The organism is Mesorhizobium sp. LMG17149, from assembly GCF_024518695.1.
Classification (GTDB): Bacteria; Pseudomonadota; Alphaproteobacteria; order Rhizobiales; family Rhizobiaceae; genus Mesorhizobium.
The window spans coordinates 565,784-582,414 of record NZ_JANIFL010000002.1 but is presented as its reverse complement, the minus strand read 5'-3'; the positions used below and the strand labels follow the sequence as shown (position 1 = coordinate 582,414).

General features: G+C 63.5%; 14 protein-coding genes. 3 read left to right on the top strand and 11 right to left on the bottom strand.

Annotated features, from left to right (window positions below):
• Position 1: 1 nt before the first annotated feature.
• The 3 genes from NP945_RS06105 to NP945_RS06095 all read right to left on the bottom strand — a co-directional run bounded on the left by NP945_RS06105 (position 2) and on the right by NP945_RS06095 (position 2,733).
• Positions 2-1,108 (bottom strand): mandelate racemase/muconate lactonizing enzyme family protein, encoded by a 1,107-nt coding sequence (locus NP945_RS06105; RefSeq protein WP_256745827.1) that lies wholly within the window; start codon positions 1,106-1,108, stop codon positions 2-4.
• Positions 1,109-1,144: 36 nt separating this feature from the next.
• Positions 1,145-1,837 (bottom strand): GntR family transcriptional regulator, encoded by a 693-nt coding sequence (locus NP945_RS06100; protein ID WP_256745826.1) that lies wholly within the window; start codon positions 1,835-1,837, stop codon positions 1,145-1,147.
• A gap of 107 nt (positions 1,838-1,944) precedes the next feature.
• Positions 1,945-2,733: a 2OG-Fe(II) oxygenase gene (locus NP945_RS06095; RefSeq protein ID WP_256745825.1), complete on the bottom strand. Its 789-nt coding sequence runs from the start codon at positions 2,731-2,733 to the stop codon at positions 1,945-1,947.
• Between the two features lie 102 nt (positions 2,734-2,835).
• Here NP945_RS06095 and NP945_RS06090 point away from each other — a divergent pair, with 102 nt between their 5' ends.
• Entirely contained in the window at positions 2,836-3,768 is a 933-nt protein-coding gene (locus tag NP945_RS06090) for a LysR substrate-binding domain-containing protein (RefSeq protein WP_256745824.1), read from the top strand.
• Positions 3,769-3,790: 22 nt separating this feature from the next.
• Here NP945_RS06090 and NP945_RS06085 read toward each other — a convergent pair whose 3' ends face one another.
• From NP945_RS06085 to NP945_RS06075, 3 genes are read right to left on the bottom strand one after another with little or no spacing between them, the layout of a single operon-like run.
• Entirely contained in the window at positions 3,791-4,942 is a 1,152-nt protein-coding gene (locus NP945_RS06085) for an efflux RND transporter periplasmic adaptor subunit (protein ID WP_127320305.1), read from the bottom strand.
• Positions 4,943-4,957: 15 nt separating this feature from the next.
• Positions 4,958-8,134: a multidrug efflux RND transporter permease subunit gene (locus NP945_RS06080; protein WP_256745823.1), complete on the bottom strand. Its 3,177-nt coding sequence runs from the start codon at positions 8,132-8,134 to the stop codon at positions 4,958-4,960.
• Positions 8,128-8,382 carry a hypothetical protein gene (locus tag NP945_RS06075; protein WP_127270242.1) on the bottom strand — a complete coding sequence of 85 codons (255 nt, stop codon included), beginning with the start codon at positions 8,380-8,382 and terminating at the stop codon, positions 8,128-8,130. Before NP945_RS06075 ends, NP945_RS06080 begins: the two co-directional genes overlap by 7 nt.
• A gap of 242 nt (positions 8,383-8,624) precedes the next feature.
• Here NP945_RS06075 and NP945_RS06070 point away from each other — a divergent pair, with 242 nt between their 5' ends.
• Positions 8,625-9,215 (top strand): TetR/AcrR family transcriptional regulator, encoded by a 591-nt coding sequence (locus tag NP945_RS06070; RefSeq protein WP_127270239.1) that lies wholly within the window; start codon positions 8,625-8,627, stop codon positions 9,213-9,215.
• Between the two features lie 329 nt (positions 9,216-9,544).
• Here NP945_RS06070 and NP945_RS06065 read toward each other — a convergent pair whose 3' ends face one another.
• The 5 genes from NP945_RS06065 to NP945_RS06045 all read right to left on the bottom strand — a co-directional run bounded on the left by NP945_RS06065 (position 9,545) and on the right by NP945_RS06045 (position 15,039).
• Positions 9,545-10,567: a LacI family DNA-binding transcriptional regulator gene (locus tag NP945_RS06065; protein WP_127270236.1), complete on the bottom strand. Its 1,023-nt coding sequence runs from the start codon at positions 10,565-10,567 to the stop codon at positions 9,545-9,547.
• Between the two features lie 138 nt (positions 10,568-10,705).
• On the bottom strand, positions 10,706-11,497 hold the full coding sequence (locus NP945_RS06060) for an ATP-binding cassette domain-containing protein (RefSeq protein ID WP_256745822.1): 792 nt from the start codon (positions 11,495-11,497) through the stop codon (positions 10,706-10,708).
• A gap of 3 nt (positions 11,498-11,500) precedes the next feature.
• Positions 11,501-12,487 (bottom strand): ABC transporter permease, encoded by a 987-nt coding sequence (locus NP945_RS06055; RefSeq protein WP_127396914.1) that lies wholly within the window; start codon positions 12,485-12,487, stop codon positions 11,501-11,503.
• A 114-nt stretch (positions 12,488-12,601) separates the two neighbouring features.
• A complete protein-coding gene (locus NP945_RS06050; protein ID WP_013532868.1) occupies positions 12,602-13,537 on the bottom strand; it encodes a substrate-binding domain-containing protein in 936 nt (311 codons plus the stop codon).
• Positions 13,538-13,881: 344 nt separating this feature from the next.
• The gene (locus NP945_RS06045; protein WP_256745821.1) at positions 13,882-15,039 is read right to left on the bottom strand and encodes a fumarylacetoacetate hydrolase family protein; all 1,158 of its coding nucleotides are present in this window, start codon (positions 15,037-15,039) and stop codon (positions 13,882-13,884) included.
• A gap of 238 nt (positions 15,040-15,277) precedes the next feature.
• Between NP945_RS06045 and NP945_RS06040 the strand changes: the two genes are divergently transcribed.
• Complete coding sequence (locus tag NP945_RS06040) at positions 15,278-16,558, top strand: FAD-binding oxidoreductase (protein WP_256745820.1); 1,281 nt, start codon at positions 15,278-15,280, stop codon at positions 16,556-16,558.
• Positions 16,559-16,631: the final 73 nt, after the last annotated feature.

The window sequence follows — 16,631 nt, the reverse complement described above, 5'->3', positions numbered from 1 at the left end:
CTCAGCGGCCGACCTCGAAGAAAGGCTTGCCCAGCAGGTCGGGAACGACGTCGATGCCGAGGCCCGGTCCGTCCGGAATGCCCATGCGGCTGCCGGTGACCGGCGGCATGTTCGACGCCGTGCGCACCGTCACCCATTCATGGAAGGCGATGGCATGCAGCCGGCGCTCTTCCGGCGTCGACAACGACAGATGCGCCATGGCCGCGGTGTCGATCTCGGCGCCGCCCGTGTCCTCGACCGTGATCATGAAGCCGAGGTCGACGGCAACGTCGCGGATCTGGCGCGTCTTCGTCACCCCGCCAAGGCGCGAGATCTTCAGGGTCAGCCCGTCGGCCGCACCCAGGCGATGAATTTCCAGCATCGCCTCGAGCGAGGTGACGGATTCGTCGAGCACCATCGGCTTGTCGAGCATGCGGCGCACCGACATGTTTTCATCGATCGTGGTGCAGGGCTGCTCGAACGTGTAGTCGATGCTGCGCGTCGCGTCGGCGAACTGGCGAGCCTGATAGGGCGTCCAGCCGGCATTGGCGTCGCAGAAGATGACCGTGCCTTTCGGCACTGAGGCGGCGACCGCGGTGACACGTTCGATGTCGTCATGCACATTGCCGCCGACCTTGACCTGTAGCCGGTGGAAGCCGTCCTTGACGATGCGCTTGGCCAGCGCGGCCATGGCGTCGACGCTGCCGTGCGTGACGACCTTGTAGAGTTCTGCGGTGTCGCTTTCCTTGCCGCCGAGCAGCGTGACCAGCGGCACGTCGGCGGCGCGCCCCGCCAGATCCCAGCAGGCCATGTCGAGCGCCGACTTGATGTAGGGATGACCCTTGAACACCGTGTCCATCAGCCGGCCGATGCTGGCTAGTCCGCGCGGATCATGGCCGATCAGATGCGGCGCGATCTCGACCACGCCGGCGCGAACGCCGGCCGGGAAGGCTGCCGAGTAAAAATTGCCGAGCGGCGCCATCTCGCCCCAGCCGGTGATGCCGCTGTCTGATGCAATGGACACGATCACCGCGTCGAAAGCGTCGGCCTCGCGCCCCTTCGACATGCGGTATGGCCCGTCCACGAAGGGCTGCACGACATGGTAGGCCTTGATGGTTTCGATCTGCACGTGTCTTGTCCGCTGTCTGTGATGGTGGGGAACGGGTCAGGCGCCCCTCGACGGGCGTTGTTCGAGGCCGCGCGCGTAGGCAAGCAACTCCTCGAAATCGTGATCGATGTGCTCCCTGGCATGGCGCTGGGCTGCACGCATGTCCTTGCCCTTCAGCAACCGCACATAGGTTTCGTGAACGTCTTCGGCCGGCACCGGCTCATTGCGGGCATGCTGGTGGAGCGCAAAATACATCTGCAGCCGGCTGGTCAGCCGCTGCCAGGTTTCCAGCAGCACCGAATTGTCCGCCCATTCGTAGATCAGGCCATGCAGTTGCAGCGCGGTTTCGATTTGGCGTGTCGTGTCCAACGCACGGGTCGCCTGCTTCACGGCTTCGTGGCGCCGGTCGAGCTCGTCGAAGAAGCGCTGGTCGCGCAGCGGCCACGCCCGCTCGATGGCCAGCTCGTCCATAACCTTGTTGAACGAATAGGCATCGTCGATGTCCTTGGCTGTGACCTCGATGACGAAGGTGCCGGCATAGGGGATGCTGGTCAGGATGCCTTCCTGGACCAGTTCGCGCATTGCCTCGCGCAACGGCGCGCGGCTGACCCGCATCTGTTCGGAAATCCGCAGCTCGTTGAGCTTCTGGCCGGGTGCGAGCTGCCCGGTCAGGATCGCGCGCCGCAACAGCGCGACGATCTCGGCGCGTCGCGTCGTGTCCGCAATCGGACTGAAATCCGCTTTCGCCATTCGGCCACTCCCAGGGAAATCGAAAGCAAGACAAGCAGATTGTCGACAATCTAACAAGAGGTCATCTTCGGATTCTTGGGGGCCGTTGGCATGTCGGCCTTTCGGTCTCAGGCGGCACGGCCGTAGAAGCCGACCCGCTCCTCGGGGCTGAACATCACGCCGGGCTTTTCATAGTAGGAAAACACCGCGATCATGCGCTCGCGCTCGCCTTCGACCGTGGTGACGCGATGCGCGGTGTTTTTGCCGCGGAAGACATTCAGCGTGCCGGGCTTCATGCGCAGGATCTTTGCATCGGGGTCGCGCCCCTCCAGCAGCCTTGCGACGCCGTCATAGTTGGGATTGCCGTCAGATCGCAGATCGGTGCGGTATTCGAGGTCGCCGCCGTATTCCGCTGCCTGCAGCAGCAGCGTCGTCGTGAATTCGGAGCGATCGAAATGCCAGTTCAAAGCCTCGCCGGCGCGATAGGCCATGACATTGGTTCGCGCCAACGGATCCTGCATGACATGCAGCCTGGTCTTGCCCATCGTCGCCGCCAGGAAGCGCAGCAGCGGTTCGTATTCGTAGATGGCGAGCACGACGCTGGCCGGAATCTGGTCGGCACAGACGGTGTGGCTGATGGTCTCCACCTTGCGCAGCGCCGGATGGTCGGGTGCAAGCTCGGGAATGTCAGGCTTGAAGTAGATGTTGTGCATCCGCTTGTGCACATGCGAGCGCGCGGCCATCACCGGCTGGATTTCGCGCACGGCTTGTTCCGCCACGCCGGGGCGCAAAAACCCTTCCAGATTGAACATGCCGTCGGCTTCGAGCGCGGCGACGGATTGTTCGACAAGGCGCTGCCATTCGGCGCTGCCTTCGCGGTCGAGCGGATAGCGGTCGAGATCGAGGATGTCTTTCATCGTCATGGCTCCGAAGGTTTCGAGCCTATGAGACGGCAAAAAAATCTTTCTCTCAACGTCGAAAATAATTAGGATTGAGCAAGAAAAACTTATGGATCTGTTGTGGAACGGTTACCGCCGCTGAATGCGATCAGAGCTTTTGAAGTTGCCGCCCGTGCCGGCAGCTTCACCTTGGCCGCTTCTGAACTCGGCGTGTCCTCTGCAGCGGTCAGCCAGCAGATACGCAATCTTGAGAACTGGTTCGGCAAGCAATTGTTCGTGCGCAGCGGCAACCGCATCGCGCTGACCGACGCCGGCCACGCCATATATCCGCAGACCGCCAAGGCGCTAGGAGACATCGCCGCCATAGGCCAGCGCATGCTGGAGGGCGGGATGCGGACGCGCCTGGTCGTCAGCGTGCCGTTCTCGCTGGCCGAACTGTGGCTGGCGCCGAGGCTGGCGGTACTTCTCGATGCCTTTCCGCAGATGGCGATCGACGTTCGGGTCGAGGACGATCCGGTCGACCTGATGCGCCAGAACATCGACCTGCGCATCAGCTATGGCGATTATCACTATCCCGGATTGAAACTCGTCCGTCTCGTCCATGACGACGTCCTGCCTGTCTGCGCACCGGAATTCTGGCACCGGCACGGCAATGGCGATACCAGTCTGGCGGATTTGCACGAGAGCCAGTTCATCCACACCAATTGGGGGCCGAACTATGCCTCGCACCCGACCTGGGCTGACTGGTTTGCGGCCTCCGGCGGCAGCCGCTCACCCGACCCGTCGCACGGGCGGCGCGTCGGCCTGTCCAGCCTTGCGATCGCCTCGGCAAGGCTGGGCCTGGGTATCGCGCTTGGCCAGCGGGTCATGGCGCGCGCCGATCTGGAGGCCGGTCGGCTGATTGCGCTCTCCTCCGTCTCCGTGCGCCTCGGGCATCCCTACTGTGCATTCATGCCGGTGGCCAAGGCCGACCGCGCCGATGTTGCCGGTCTGGTGGAACTGCTCAGTCGAGCGGCGCCCGCGACCTGTGGGAAGGTCGGGGCGCCGCGCTGAAGCCGGGTCCTGACGGGGGTGTTCAGGTGGCCGGCTTTTCCGGTATCGGCGATACAGGCGCTCCGGGTCCGATCTTCTGCAGATTGCCCGTGATCACCTGGTCGCCCTCGGCGACGCCGCTGAGGATGGCGACCTGACCGCCGCTCGTCGGTCCGAGCGAAACCAGCCGCTGGTCGACCGTGTTGTCCTTGCCGACGACATAGAGATATTTGCCGAGCTGGCTCGAGCCCAGCGCCGTCTGCGGCACCATCAGCGCGTCGGCCTGCTCTCTCACATGCAGCCGGACACGAACATATTGGCCGGGCAGCAGCGTGAACTTGCCGTTACCGATCGTTGCGCGCGCCGTGATCGTGCCGGTCGAGCGGTCGACCGAATTGTCGATGAAGGTAAGCTCGCCCTTCTGGCTGGCCTCGGTCTGGCCGGGGAGCAGCACCTCCACTTCGATCGGGCCGTTCGCACGGGCTTGCTCGATCTCGGCCAGATCCGTCTCGCTCGGGTTGAAGGTGACGTAGATCGGATCGAGTTGCACCAGCGTGTTGAGCACGGTGCCGGCAACGCTGACCAGCGTTCCGACCGAAGCCTGGTTGCGGCCGAGACGCCCGGCAAACGGCGCCCGGATTTCGGCGTAGCTCAGATTGAGCTCTGCCGTGCGGACCGCCGCTTGGTTGACCGCCAGCGACGCCTGTGCCTCGCGCAAGGTGCTGGTGCGCTGGTCGAAGCCGTCCTTGGCGAGGTAGCCGCTCTTGGCGAGTTCGGTGCCGCGACCGAGGTTGGAGCGGGCATAGTCGAGCGTCGCCGTATCGCGCTGCACTTGCGCCTTGGCCTGGTCGAGAGCCGCCTGGAAGTCGTCAGGCGAGATTTTGTAGAGAAGGTCGCCTTGCCGGACGTCGACGCCGTCGGCTGCGGTCTGCTCCTGCAGATAGCCCGGAATCCTGGCCTGCAAGGTGATGCTGCGGATCGGTTCCGTCCGCGCGGCATAGTCCAGGTAGATCGGGATCGTCTTCTTGACGACACTAACCACCGGCACCGGCATGACGAATGCCGCCGGAGCAGGCGTCGCCGCGGCCGTGCCGGCATTGAGGCTGAGGTTGCCCATGTCGAGCAGGTGGACGCTGGCCACCGAGATCGCTCCCAGCGCGACGGCCGTTCCCAACGCGATTTTCCATTTACGCATGATCAGTCTCCAATCTTATTCGGCCGCTTCCGCCAGGGGACGCAAGGCGGGCTCAGTCGTTGGTTCATTGTCTTGAAAGGCGGGCTCGTCATTGCCGCGGCGTTCGCGCAGCTGCTCGATGACCGCGTAGAACACCGGCACGAACACCAGCGACAGGATGGTCGCTGCGACCATGCCGCCGAACACTGTGGTGCCGATCGACTGCCGGCTTGCCGCGCCGGCACCGGTGGCAAACATCAGCGGCAGCACGCCGAGGATGAAGGCGAAAGCCGTCATCAGGATCGGCCGCAGCCGGAGCCGTGCCGCCTCCATCGCCGCGTCGACGATGCTGAGGCCTTCTTCGCGCCGTCGCCTTGCGAATTCGACGATCAGGATCGCGTTCTTGGCCGCCAGGCCGATCAGCATGACGAAGCCTATCTGCGAGTAGACGTCGATCTGCATGCCACGCAGCAACAGGGCCACGAAGGCGCCGAACAGGGCCAGTGGCACCGCCAACAGCACCATGAACGGCATCGCCCAGCTCTCATACTGCATCGCCAAGATCAGGAAGACGAAGACGATGGCGAGGCCGAAGACGACGGACGCGATCGATCCTGCCTTGAGCTCCTGGAAGGTGATGCCGGTCCATTCGAAACCGAAATCCCTTGGCAGCGCAATGGCGGCGGCCCGTTCCATCGCGGCAACCGCCTGGCCCGAGGAAAAGCCGGGTGCGGCACCGCCATTGATCGAGGCCGAGGCATTGTTGTTGTAATGCGGCACCGTCTCCGGGCCGACGAAGGGCACGAGTTTGCCCAGCGTCGAGAGCGGCACCATGCCGCCGGAGGCATTGCGCACATAGAGCCGCGAAATGTCGGCGGCACCCGCACGTGCATCCTTGTCGGCCTGGATGGTCACCCGGAAGGTGCGGCCGAACAGGTTGAAGTCGTTGACGTAGAGCGAGCCGAGATAGATCTGCAGCGTGTTGAAGACATCGGGCAGATTGAGGCCGAGCAGTTTGGCCTTGCTGCGGTCGAGGTCGTAGTTGAACTGCGGCGTCGAGGTCGAGAATGGCGAGAACAGCTGCTGCGGGTTGATTTCGGGCTGCTTGCGCGCCTCGGCGATCACGGCTTGCGTCGCATCGTTGAGGGCTGAACTGCCGCGGCCGGTCAGATCCTCGACGACGAATTCGAAGCCGCCTGTGGTGCCGATACCCGGGATAGAAGGCGGATCGAAGCTCAGCGCGAAGGCTTCTGGAATCTGCATCAGCTTGCCGCGCACATCGGCGACGAGCTTCGATGCGCTCTGGTCGGGGCCGCGCTCCTCCCACGGCTTCAGGATGGCGAATTCAACCGCCGAATTCGACTGCGCCGCACTGGTCAGGAAATTCAGGCCGCTGATCGAGCCGACAATCTCGACGCCGGGCGTCGCCTGCAGGATGTCGCGCGCCTTCTGCGCCACCGCGTCGGTGCGTTCCAGCGACGCGCCGTCGGGCAACTGGATAACGACGAAGAAATAGCCCTGGTCCTCGACCGGAAGGAAGGTCGAGGGCAGGCGCTGCCAGACGAAGTAGGTGGCGACCAGTCCGGCCGCGAACAGGCCGAGCATGATCCAGCGCAAGCGGATGAGAATGCGTACGCCATTGGCGTAGGCGTGCGACAGCCTGTCGAAGCCGGTGTTGAACCAGCGGAACGGAGCGAACTGCGTCTCGCCGCGATGCCGCAGGAAGGCCGCGCTGAGCGCGGGACTGAGCGTCAATGAGTTGAAGGCGGAGATGCCGACGGAGATCGCCACCGTCAGCGCGAACTGGTTGTAGAGCTTGCCGGAGACGCCGGGAATGAAGGCGACCGGCACGAACACCGCCATCAGCACCGCGGTGGTGGCGATGATCGGTCCGGTGACCTCGCGCATTGCGGCCTTGGTCGCCGCAAGCGGCTTGAGTCCGGCCTCCAGCTGTCGTTCGACATTCTCGACCACGACGATGGCGTCGTCGACGACGAGGCCGATCGCCAGCACCATGCCGAGCAGGGAGAGCATGTTGAGCGAGAAGCCGAGCATCTCCATGACGACCAGCGTCGCCACCAGCGACACCGGAATGGCGATGGTCGGGATGATCGTCGTGCGCCAGCTTTGCAGGAAGAGGAACACCACGGCGACGACCAGCACCAGCGCTTCGCCGAGCGTGATCAGCACGTCATGCATCGACGCCGAGACGAAGCGCGTCGTGTCGTAGTGCATTGCATAGGACACGCCCTTCGGGAAGCGGCCCGACAGCTCCTGCATCTTGTCCTTGACGCGCTGCTGCAGATCGAGCGCGTTGGAGCCGGGCATCTGGTAGACGGCGAGCACCACGGTCGGGTCCTTGCCGAAGAAGGCCGACGACGAATATTGCAGTGCGCCGAGCTCGATGCGGGCGACGTCGCGCAGCCTGACCAGCGAGCCGGTGTCGGTGTTGGCGCGCACGACGATGTCGCCGAATTCCTTTGGATCGCTCAACCGGCCGACGGCGTTGACCTGCATCTCGAAGGCGGTGCCGGCGGGTGCCGGCGATTGGCCGATCTTGCCGGCCGCCACCTGGACATTCTGCTCGGCGATGGCGTTCTGCACATCGACCGCGGTGATGCCGAGATTGGCGAGCTTGTCGGGATCGAGCCAGACGCGCATCGAATAGCGCCGCTCGCCGAAGATCTGCACATCGCCGACGCCGGGCAGGCGCTTCAGCGGATCGACCACCTGCAGATAGGCAAGGTTGCTCAGCGCCACCGGATCGACCGAACTGTCGGGCGAAGTCAGGTTGACGATGAGGACGAAGTTCGGGTTCTGCTTCTTGATCGTCACGCCGCCCTGGTTGACGATCGCCGGCAGCGACGAGGCGGCCTGCGAGACGCGGTTCTGCACGTCGACGGCGGCGGTGCTCAGCGAATAGCCGACATCGAAGGTGATGGTGATGGTCGAGGAGCCGTCATTGGAGCTCGTCGACGACATGTAGGTCATCCCTTGCACGCCGTTGATCTGCTGCTCCAGCGGCGTCGTCACCGTATCGGCCACCACTTGCGCGCTGGCGCCTGGATAGTGGGCGCTGACCACGACCTGCGGCGGCGTGATGTCGGGAAACTGCGAGACGGGCAGCAGGAAATAACAAATCGACCCGGCGAGCACCATGATGATGGCGATCGCCGAGGCGAAGATCGGACGGTGGATGAAAAAGTTTACCACGAGACGCAAGCCTCCCCGGCTGCTCTTGCCCGCCCGAAGGCGCTGGCGACGCTGGACAGTCTTTGACCGCGCTTGTCACCGAGGTCGTCCCGCGAATGCAGCAACGGCACCTCGTTGCGCTGCGCATCGGCAAGCGAGCGCAGCATCGTCTCGAAGGCGCGCGGGTCGACGCCATCGGCTCTCATGACCAGCCGGATCATCGGATCCCGGACGGCTTCATCTATGGTAAGATCGCGGCGCTGTGGCATTGGCCGGCTCCTTGTCTGTCGATTCGCAGCACGTGCTCGCGAACCGTTTTCATCTTTTCACCGGCCGAGGCCGCATGATTGGCAGTTTCTTGTCCCTCTCGTCGGCAGGGCCAGTTCACGGCCTTGTTATTGACGGTGGACGATATAGGTGTTACCAGTAAGTAACATTCTGGAAGTTACAGACCGGTAACACCCTAGTCAAGAGGTGGCCGAGGGTTTTTTGGAAACGAAAGGAGATCATGATGGCAGACGGCATCGTGGAGCGCTCTCGTCCCCGGGATCGGATCCTGGAGACGGCACGCGACATGTTCCACAAGCATGGCATCAAGGGTGTCGGCGTCGACGCCATCACCGAAGCTGCCGGCACGAACAAGATGACGCTCTATCGTCACTTCGAATCCAAGGACGAACTGATCGTCGAATGCCTGCGCGCCAATGCGGCCAAGGCGGGCGCTATGTGGGATGCGTTCGAGGCCGAATTTCCTGGTGACAAGCTTGCCCAGCTGCATGCCTGGGTTCGCAAGGCGGCTGCCATGCTCAATGCGGATGGGCGCGGCTGCGACATGGCCAACGCCGCCGCTGAGCTGACCGAGCCGGACCATCCGGCCAGGCTGGTGATCAAGGAGCTCAAGGAAGCCCAGCGCGAGCGCCTTGTGACGCTATGTCGGGATGCGGGCATCGGCCAGGCTGAACTGCTCGCCGATACGCTGTCGCTTCTGCTCGAGGGCGCGCGGGTTAGCGTGCAGACCGTGGGGTCGGAAGGTCCGAGCACGCAGTTCGTGCGCATGGCTGAAGGATTGATCGTTTCTTTCAGGGGCGCCGCCGCCGGTTGAGGTGACCTGTCGCCTGTCCATGTGCGCCATTCATCGCGTGATGACTGGGCGCGCTTTGGTGTCGCTGTGCCGTCATCCCTGTCGGCCAAACGAAAAAAGCCCGCTGCCGGGAGGAGGTGGCAGCGGGCTCGATTTTCGAATGTGGCGCGGGAGGAGGTGCACCCCATTCAGCGTCGGCATCGCATCTGGGAGGAGTAGATGGCCGACAACCAGAACCTACGAGTTGCCCAACGATTCGGCAACAAAGAAACTTGCATAGCTGCTGTGCAGATTTGCCGTGCCAATTATCGTACAAATCCGGAAACCCGGTTTAGCCAAGCCATTTCGCATTACTGCCCCGGGACGTTTTCCCTGAAGATCAAGCGCGGTTCGATGAACTTGCGCGTCAGATAGGGTGCCGAGGAGGCGATCGAGCCGAGCAGGCGGATGACCGACTGCTCCGCGATCAGCCGTGCATTCTGGTCGATGACGATATCGAGCAGGTCGTCGACGAGATGACCGCGCGTGTCCTTGGTCAGATCGTGGCAGATGAACACCGGCTTGCGGTTCGGCCTGGCCTCGCGGATCGCCTTTGCAACGCCCGAATGTCCAGCTCCGACGCAATAGATGCCAAGCAGTTCCGGCTCGTCGTGCAGCGCCTTCATGGTCTCGGTGTAGCTGGCATCGGGCTCGTCGTTGACCTCAACGGCGCTGCTGACGGTCAGATTGGGAAACTCCTCACTGAGCACCGAGCGGAAACCCATCTCGCGTTCCTCGTGGCCACGATAGGAACGTGAGCCGACGACCATCGCCAGATGGCCGGTGCGGCCGCCAAGGAAGCGTCCCATCAGCAGCGCCGCCGTTCGTCCCGCCACCCGGTTGTCGATGCCGACATAGGCCGCGCGCGGTGCCGCCGGAACATCGGACACCAGCGTCACCAGACGCATCCCGGCATCGACGATGTCGCGCAGGATGTTGCGCGTACGCGGATGATCGACGGCGATCACGCCGACGCCATTGGCCCTGAGCGACAGGTTTTCGACAGCGCTCTGCAGCGCGTTCGGCGAGATACCGGCGAGGTTGTGGATCCGGCACGAGGCGACAAGCGGCAGGCGCGCGGCGTAGTCCTCGATATGCCCGGCGAGATCGCGCATGAAGGCATTGCTGCCGATCGGCAGCAGGAATTCAAGGTGGGCGGGCCGCGAGGGTAGCGTTACCTGATCGGCGACCGGCAGATAGCCGAGCTGCTTGGCCGCCTCCATGACGCGCTGGCGGTTGGCCGCACTCGCACCCGGCCGGTTGTTGAGCACCCGGTCGACCGTTGCGGTCGATAGCCCGCAGCTACGAGCGATATCGGAGACAGTGGCTTTCATGCCGTAACCCACAGCCCGCAGTTGCGTGCGGTATCCGAAACTGTGGCTTTCATGCTGCAATCCTGTTCGCCATGCGATGGCGCGTCAGACAAGCGAATGCGATCTGAGGTGACGGGTGATTGCCGCCCATCACCATTCTCAGTGCGATGGCTTGCCATCGGCGATGGCATCGCGGATTTCCTTATCCGACATGCCGGTGATGATCCGTTCGACCTCCGCCACGCTGGTCTTCTTGGGGTCTATGTCGTCAGCAACCACCTTGCCCCGGCGCATGACGACGATGCGGTCGACCACCTGAAAGACATGGTGGATATTGTGGGCGATGAAAATGCAGGAATGGCCGGAATCGCGGGCGCTGCGCACGAAGCTCAGCACACCCTGTGTTTCCGCGACGCCGAGATTGTTGGTCGGCTCGTCCAAGATGATCAGGTCGCTGTCGAAATGCATGGCGCGCGCGATCGCCACCGCCTGGCGCTCGCCGCCGGAGAGCGAGCCGATCGGCGTCGTCGGCGGGATGTTCTTCGAGATGCCGACCTGCTTGAGCAAGTCGCGGGCAACCGTGTTCATCGCGTCCTGGTCCATCCGGTTGAGAAAGAGCGGCGGCTTGATCGGCTCGCGTCCGAGGAACAGATTGCGGGCGATCGACAGTTGCGTGACCAGCGCCGAGTCCTGGTAGATGGTCTCGATGCCGTGGGCGATGGCGTCGCTGGTGCTGCGCAGGCTCACCTTTTTGCCGCGGATGAAGATATCGCCGCTGGTCAGCGGAACGGCACCCGAGAGCACCTTGATCAGCGTCGACTTGCCGGCGCCATTGTCGCCGAGCAAGCCGACGATCTCCCGTTCATTGACATGGAAATTGGCATCCTCCAGCGCCTGCACGCGGCCGTAGGACTTGCGGATGCTCGTCATGCGGATCAGTGGCTCGGCCATGGTTCAAGTCCCCGCCTGGTGCCGGCGTTCCAGCCATGAATGCAGCGCCATCATGCCAAGGATGATAGCGCCGATGAAGATGTTGTAGGCAAGGCCGGGCACGCCGATCAGCACGATGCCGTTGCGCATCACGCGCAGGATCAGGATGCCGAGCACGGTGCCGATGATCGTGCCGCGCCCGCCGGTCAGCGCGGTTCCGCCGATCACCACCATGGCGATGACTTCCAGTTCATAGCCGGTGCCGCTGTTGGGGTTGGCGGCGGAAGTGCGCAGCGAAGAGATGACGCCGGCAAGCGAGGCCATGACCGACGACAGCACGAACAGGCCGATCTTGACGCCGCTGACATTGACGCCGCGCGCCCTTGCAGCACTCGGGTTGCCGCCGGCCGCCTGGATCCAGTTGCCGGTGCGGCTTTGCGTCAGCACATAGCCGAGCCCGATCGCCGCGGCGATGAACCAGAACAGCGACATGTAGATGCGGAACGGGCCGATGAAGAAATCTCCGACCAGCACTTCCGCCAGCCAGCTGCCTTCGGCGCTCCAGGTGCGTTGGGGAAAACCATCGGTGACGAAAAGAGCGGTACCGCGCACCACCAGCAGCATGCCGAGCGTCACCAGGAAGGATGGGATCTTGAGCTGCGTCACGAACCAGCCATTGACCAGCCCGATGAAGGCGGCGACCAGCAGCGCGGCGACAAAGCCGACCTCGAGCGAGGTCAGGCCGCTGTTGAACAGGGTCCACATCAAGACCGGCGAGAAGCCAAACAGGGAGCCGACCGAGAGGTCGAACTCGCCCGATGTCATCAACAGCGTCATCGCCAGCGCGATCAGGCCGAGCTCGACCGTGAAGGCCAGCGTGTTGGAGATGTTCTGCGGCGACAGGAAGTCGTGGTTGAAACTCCAGAAAACGGCGATCTCGACGACGAGCAGCACCAGCGGGCCGAATTCCGGCCGTGCGATCAGGCGTTGGACGAGCGAATGATTTTCCACAGGCAATCCGCGACATGAGTGGAAGGCTGAGCGTTGCACATCGCGTGCGAAGGGCTCGGCGAAATGGAGAGCCAGTCGCGACCGTTGGGCGGCCGCGACTGCTAGGATTGGATGTTACTTGCCGGACAGGATGTCATCGTAGATTTGCGCGGTGTCTTTTTCGTAGAGCGCGCCGGTGATGACGTTGAAGCCCGGAGGAATGCCGCCGGCGGCCATATTGGCCAGCGAAAGCGCGACATAGCTGGTCGCCTGCGGGTCCTGCCACTGGCCGGCATTGACATAGCCGTTCAGCACTTCCTGGGTGGTGTCGAGCGAATTGCCCCAGCCGACGACCGGGATTTCGCCCGGCTTGATGCCGACCTGGTCGAACACCCGCTTGATCGAGCCGGTGACGAGATCGCCCAGGCCGATGATCGCCTTCACCTTGGCCTTGTTGGCCGTGAGGTAGTCGACCATGCGGTTGATCACTTCAGCCTGATCAAGCGTGGCTTCCGTGATTTCATAGGTGATGCCGAGCGGCTCGAAGACGCTCTTGATGCCTTCTTCTTCCTGCACGCCATAGGTGGCGCCGGGGATTTCGACCGGCATCCAGACGAAGTCGCCTTTCTTCACCAGGCCTTTGTCGACCAGATACTGCGCCCAATGCTTGCCGAAGGTGACATTGTCGCCGCCGACATAGGCGTTGAAGTCGGCCTTCGGATCAGGCGTGTTGAAATTGATGATCGGCACTTTCGCCGCACGCGCTTCCTTGACGATCTCGATCAGGCTGCCCGGATCGGGGCTCGTCGTGACGATACCGTCGGCCTTGGCGGAGAGGGCGGCGCGAACCGCTTCCTGCTGCGAGGCGACATCGCCATTGTGGAACGAGGTGTTGACGGTGTTGCCGGTGTCCTTGGCCCATTGCTTGGCGCCGGCCAGGAAATAGGTCCAGACCGGATCGGCCGGACCGCCGTGCGAAATCCAGTAGAACGTCTTGGCCTGTGCCGCTGCTGGTACCACCATCAGCGCCACCAACAGGCCGTATAGAACGAGTCTTAGCCGTGTCAGCATTTGATTTCCTCCCGTTTGTAGATCGTCAGTTCAAAATCCGTCCCTTGTTCCGCGTCTTTTTGCCAGCGCCGGTTGAAGGCGTCAGAGCATCCCCTTTTTCGACGGATGGCAAGCCTCCATCTGCCAAGCCTCCATCTGCAGGTGTAGTGGGCGCCTGACGGGGCGTCATCAGCGGTCCCATCAGATTGCATCAGCTGAGGTGATTTTCCGACTGTCGGATAATTGGCGTGATTGTTTAGGGTCGCGCGAACGCGGCCTGCGCCGACAAGGGTCACGCCGGCGACCATCCTACGCCCACGGGACCAGGTCCGCAGCGCTTGGCAGGGCGTCGACGACACCAGTTGCTAGATCAGATCGGCTCTGGCCAGCTCCCGCATCAGATGGCTGGCGCCATAGGTCCAGTGCGGACAGTCGGGCGAGAGCCGCACCCGGTTGACCAGCGCACCGAATTTCTCCGACGAGATGGTGACGATGTCGCCGACCTTGTGGGTAAATCCCTTGCCCTTCTCGCCGCGATCCTTGGACGGAACGAACATGGTACCGAGATAGAGCGCCAGCCCGTCCGGATACTGGTGGTGCGGCCCCATGGCCGCGGCGACCAGTTCCTCCGGCGAGCGGCTGATCTCGGCCATCGAGCTTGCGCCCTCCAGCGAGAACCCGTCCTCGCCCTCGACTTTCAGGCGCACGACGGCGCGCTTGACGTCATCGATGGAGAATTTGTCGTCGAACAGGCGGATGAAGGGGCCGAGTGAGGCCGAGGCATTGTTGTCCTTGGCCTTGCCGAGCAGCAGCGCCGAACGCCCTTCGACGTCGCGCAGATTGACGTCGTTGCCGATAGTGGCGCCGACGATCCGGCCGCTGGAGGCGGCGATCATGGCGATCTCGGGTTCCGGATTGTTCCAGGTCGACACCGGGTGCAGCCCGACATCGGCGCCGAAGCCCACCGAGGCCATCGGCTGGCACTTGGTGAAGATCTCGGCATCGGGGCCGATGCCCACTTCCAGATATTGCGACCAGGCGCCGCGCGAAATCAGCTTGGCCTTGATCTCCATCGCTTCGGGCGAACCGGGCTTCAGCTTCGACAGGTCGTGGCCGATCAGTCCGGCAATGTCGGCGCGGATGGCATCGGCTTTTTCAGCCGAACCACGCGCCTGTTCCTCGATCACCCGTTCCAGCAGGCTGACGACGAAGGTGACGCCCGATGCCTTGACCGCCTGCAGGTCGACCGGGGAGAGCAGGTAGGGTTTTGCTGGATCGCGCCCGGTTTCAAAACTGTTGGCGGCGATGTCATCGAGCGATCCGATCGGTCTGCCTTCGGCCGAGCGGACATGCCCAGCCGGGTCGGCCATCTCGCAAAGGTCGCGCATGGTTGGTGCCGCACGCGAGGTGATGTCGAAGACCGTGCCATCGCGCACCGCGACGACCAGCGGGTATGCGGCATCGCTGCTTCTGGCGCGTCCGACAAAAAGGCCCTCTGTGGGCAGGTGGGTCGGGTTCGTCATAGCGCTCTGTCCTCTGAGTGATCGACAATGTGGCAAAGTGATCGTCAATGTGGGTTGGCCGGATCGGCGCGTCACTTTCACCGGATTCCCGGCAAAGGTCTATCCCGTCGCGGGCGATCGGAACTCTGGGTCTCCGATCGTCTTCGGCGGCAGTCCACAGACGAAAGCCACGGCGCTCTTTCAAAATTGTGAAATTCTGACTAGGATTTTCACCAATCGCAGCGCAGTCAGGTGACCTTTGGCGACAGCATTCTCCGATCCGATCTGGCGCAAGCCACAGACAGCTTCCACGTTTCAATCGCTTCCCAATGGCGAACGTGTCGATCTCGCCATTGTTGGCGGTGGCATCATGGGCTTGTCGACCGCCTTGCATGCCGCCCGGCTTGGCCTGTCGGTGCAGGTGCTGGACGCCGGCGAGATCGGCCAGGGCGCATCGGGCTTGAATGGCGGTCAGGTCATTCCCGGCCTGAAATACGATCCGGAATGGCTGCTGGAGCATTTTGGCCCGGAGCGCGGCGAGGCGCTCGTCAATTTCGCGGCGTCGACCGCCGATGCGGTGTTCGAGCTGATCCGCGACGAGAAGCTGGCGGTGCCGTTCGTCCGCAATGGCTGGATCCAGGCGGCGCACACGGAGGCCGCGCTGAAGGCGGCGGCGAACCGCGACCGGCAATGGCACGCGCGTGGTGCCGACGTCCGGTTGCTCGATGCAGCGGAGATCGCGGCCAAGACCGGTGCACAGGGCTATCTCGGCGGCTGGCTCGACCGCCGCGCCGGTGTCATCGATCCGCTTGCCTACACGTTGGAATTTGCCCGGGTCGCGACCGCGGCTGGAGTGAGGATAGCCGGACACCAGAAGGTGGTTCGGCTAGACAACAGCGCCGGCGTTTGGCGTGTTTCAACTGAAAACGGGGTGCAATTGCAGGCAAAGGCGGTCGTGCTGGCGACAAACGCTTATACGGACGGTCTGATCCCCGGTCTCGCTCAGACGATCGTGCCGCTGCATTCCTTTCAGATCGCCACAGCGCCGCTGTCGCCCGATCTGGCGGCCACGATCCTGCCGGAAGGGCAGGCGGTGTCGGACTCCAGGCGCATCCTCGTCTACTACCGCAAGAGCGCCGACGGCCGGCTGGTGCTTGGCGGCCGGGGTCGCATGGCGCTGCCGACGAGCGCCGGCGACTGGGCGCATCTCGAGCGGGCGCTGCGGCGGCTCTATCCCGTGCTGTCCGGTGTCGCCATCGAGAAGCGCTGGTTCGGCCGCGTGGCGATGACGCCGGACCACCTGCCGCACATCCATGAGCCGGAGCAGGGCCTGCTGGCCGTGGCCGGCTGCCAGGGTCGTGGTGTCGGCCTGATGACCGCTCTTGGCGAGCGCATCGCCGGCTATCTCCAGAGTGGCGACGCCAGGCAATTGCCTTTCCCGGTCTCGCCGATCCGGCCGATCCCGTTTCACGCCTTCCGCCAGGTCGGCGTCGCCGCGACCATCGCCTGGTACCGGCTGCTCGATGCGTTGGAGCGCTGACCCGGGCGCTTCATCTCCTTGGGGTTCTGTTAGGGGATTCTACTTGACAGTTTCATGAATATGAAAAACTCTA

Bases quoted from the DNA above. Each gene is read 5' to 3' on its own strand.
- NP945_RS06100 (WP_256745826.1), bottom strand. From the start codon at position 1,837: ATGGCGAAAGCGGATTTCAGTCCGATTGCGGACACGACGCGACGCGCC.
- NP945_RS06095 (WP_256745825.1), bottom strand. From the start codon at position 2,733: ATGAAAGACATCCTCGATCTCGACCGCTATCCGCTCGACCGCGAAGGC.
- NP945_RS06085 (WP_127320305.1), bottom strand. From the start codon at position 4,942: ATGCGTAAATGGAAAATCGCGTTGGGAACGGCCGTCGCGCTGGGAGCG.
- NP945_RS06075 (WP_127270242.1), bottom strand. From the start codon at position 8,382: ATGCCACAGCGCCGCGATCTTACCATAGATGAAGCCGTCCGGGATCCG.
- NP945_RS06070 (WP_127270239.1), top strand. From the start codon at position 8,625: ATGGCAGACGGCATCGTGGAGCGCTCTCGTCCCCGGGATCGGATCCTG.
- NP945_RS06065 (WP_127270236.1), bottom strand. From the start codon at position 10,567: ATGAAAGCCACTGTCTCCGATATCGCTCGTAGCTGCGGGCTATCGACC.
- NP945_RS06060 (WP_256745822.1), bottom strand. From the start codon at position 11,497: ATGGCCGAGCCACTGATCCGCATGACGAGCATCCGCAAGTCCTACGGC.
- NP945_RS06050 (WP_013532868.1), bottom strand. From the start codon at position 13,537: ATGCTGACACGGCTAAGACTCGTTCTATACGGCCTGTTGGTGGCGCTG.
- NP945_RS06045 (WP_256745821.1), bottom strand. From the start codon at position 15,039: ATGACGAACCCGACCCACCTGCCCACAGAGGGCCTTTTTGTCGGACGC.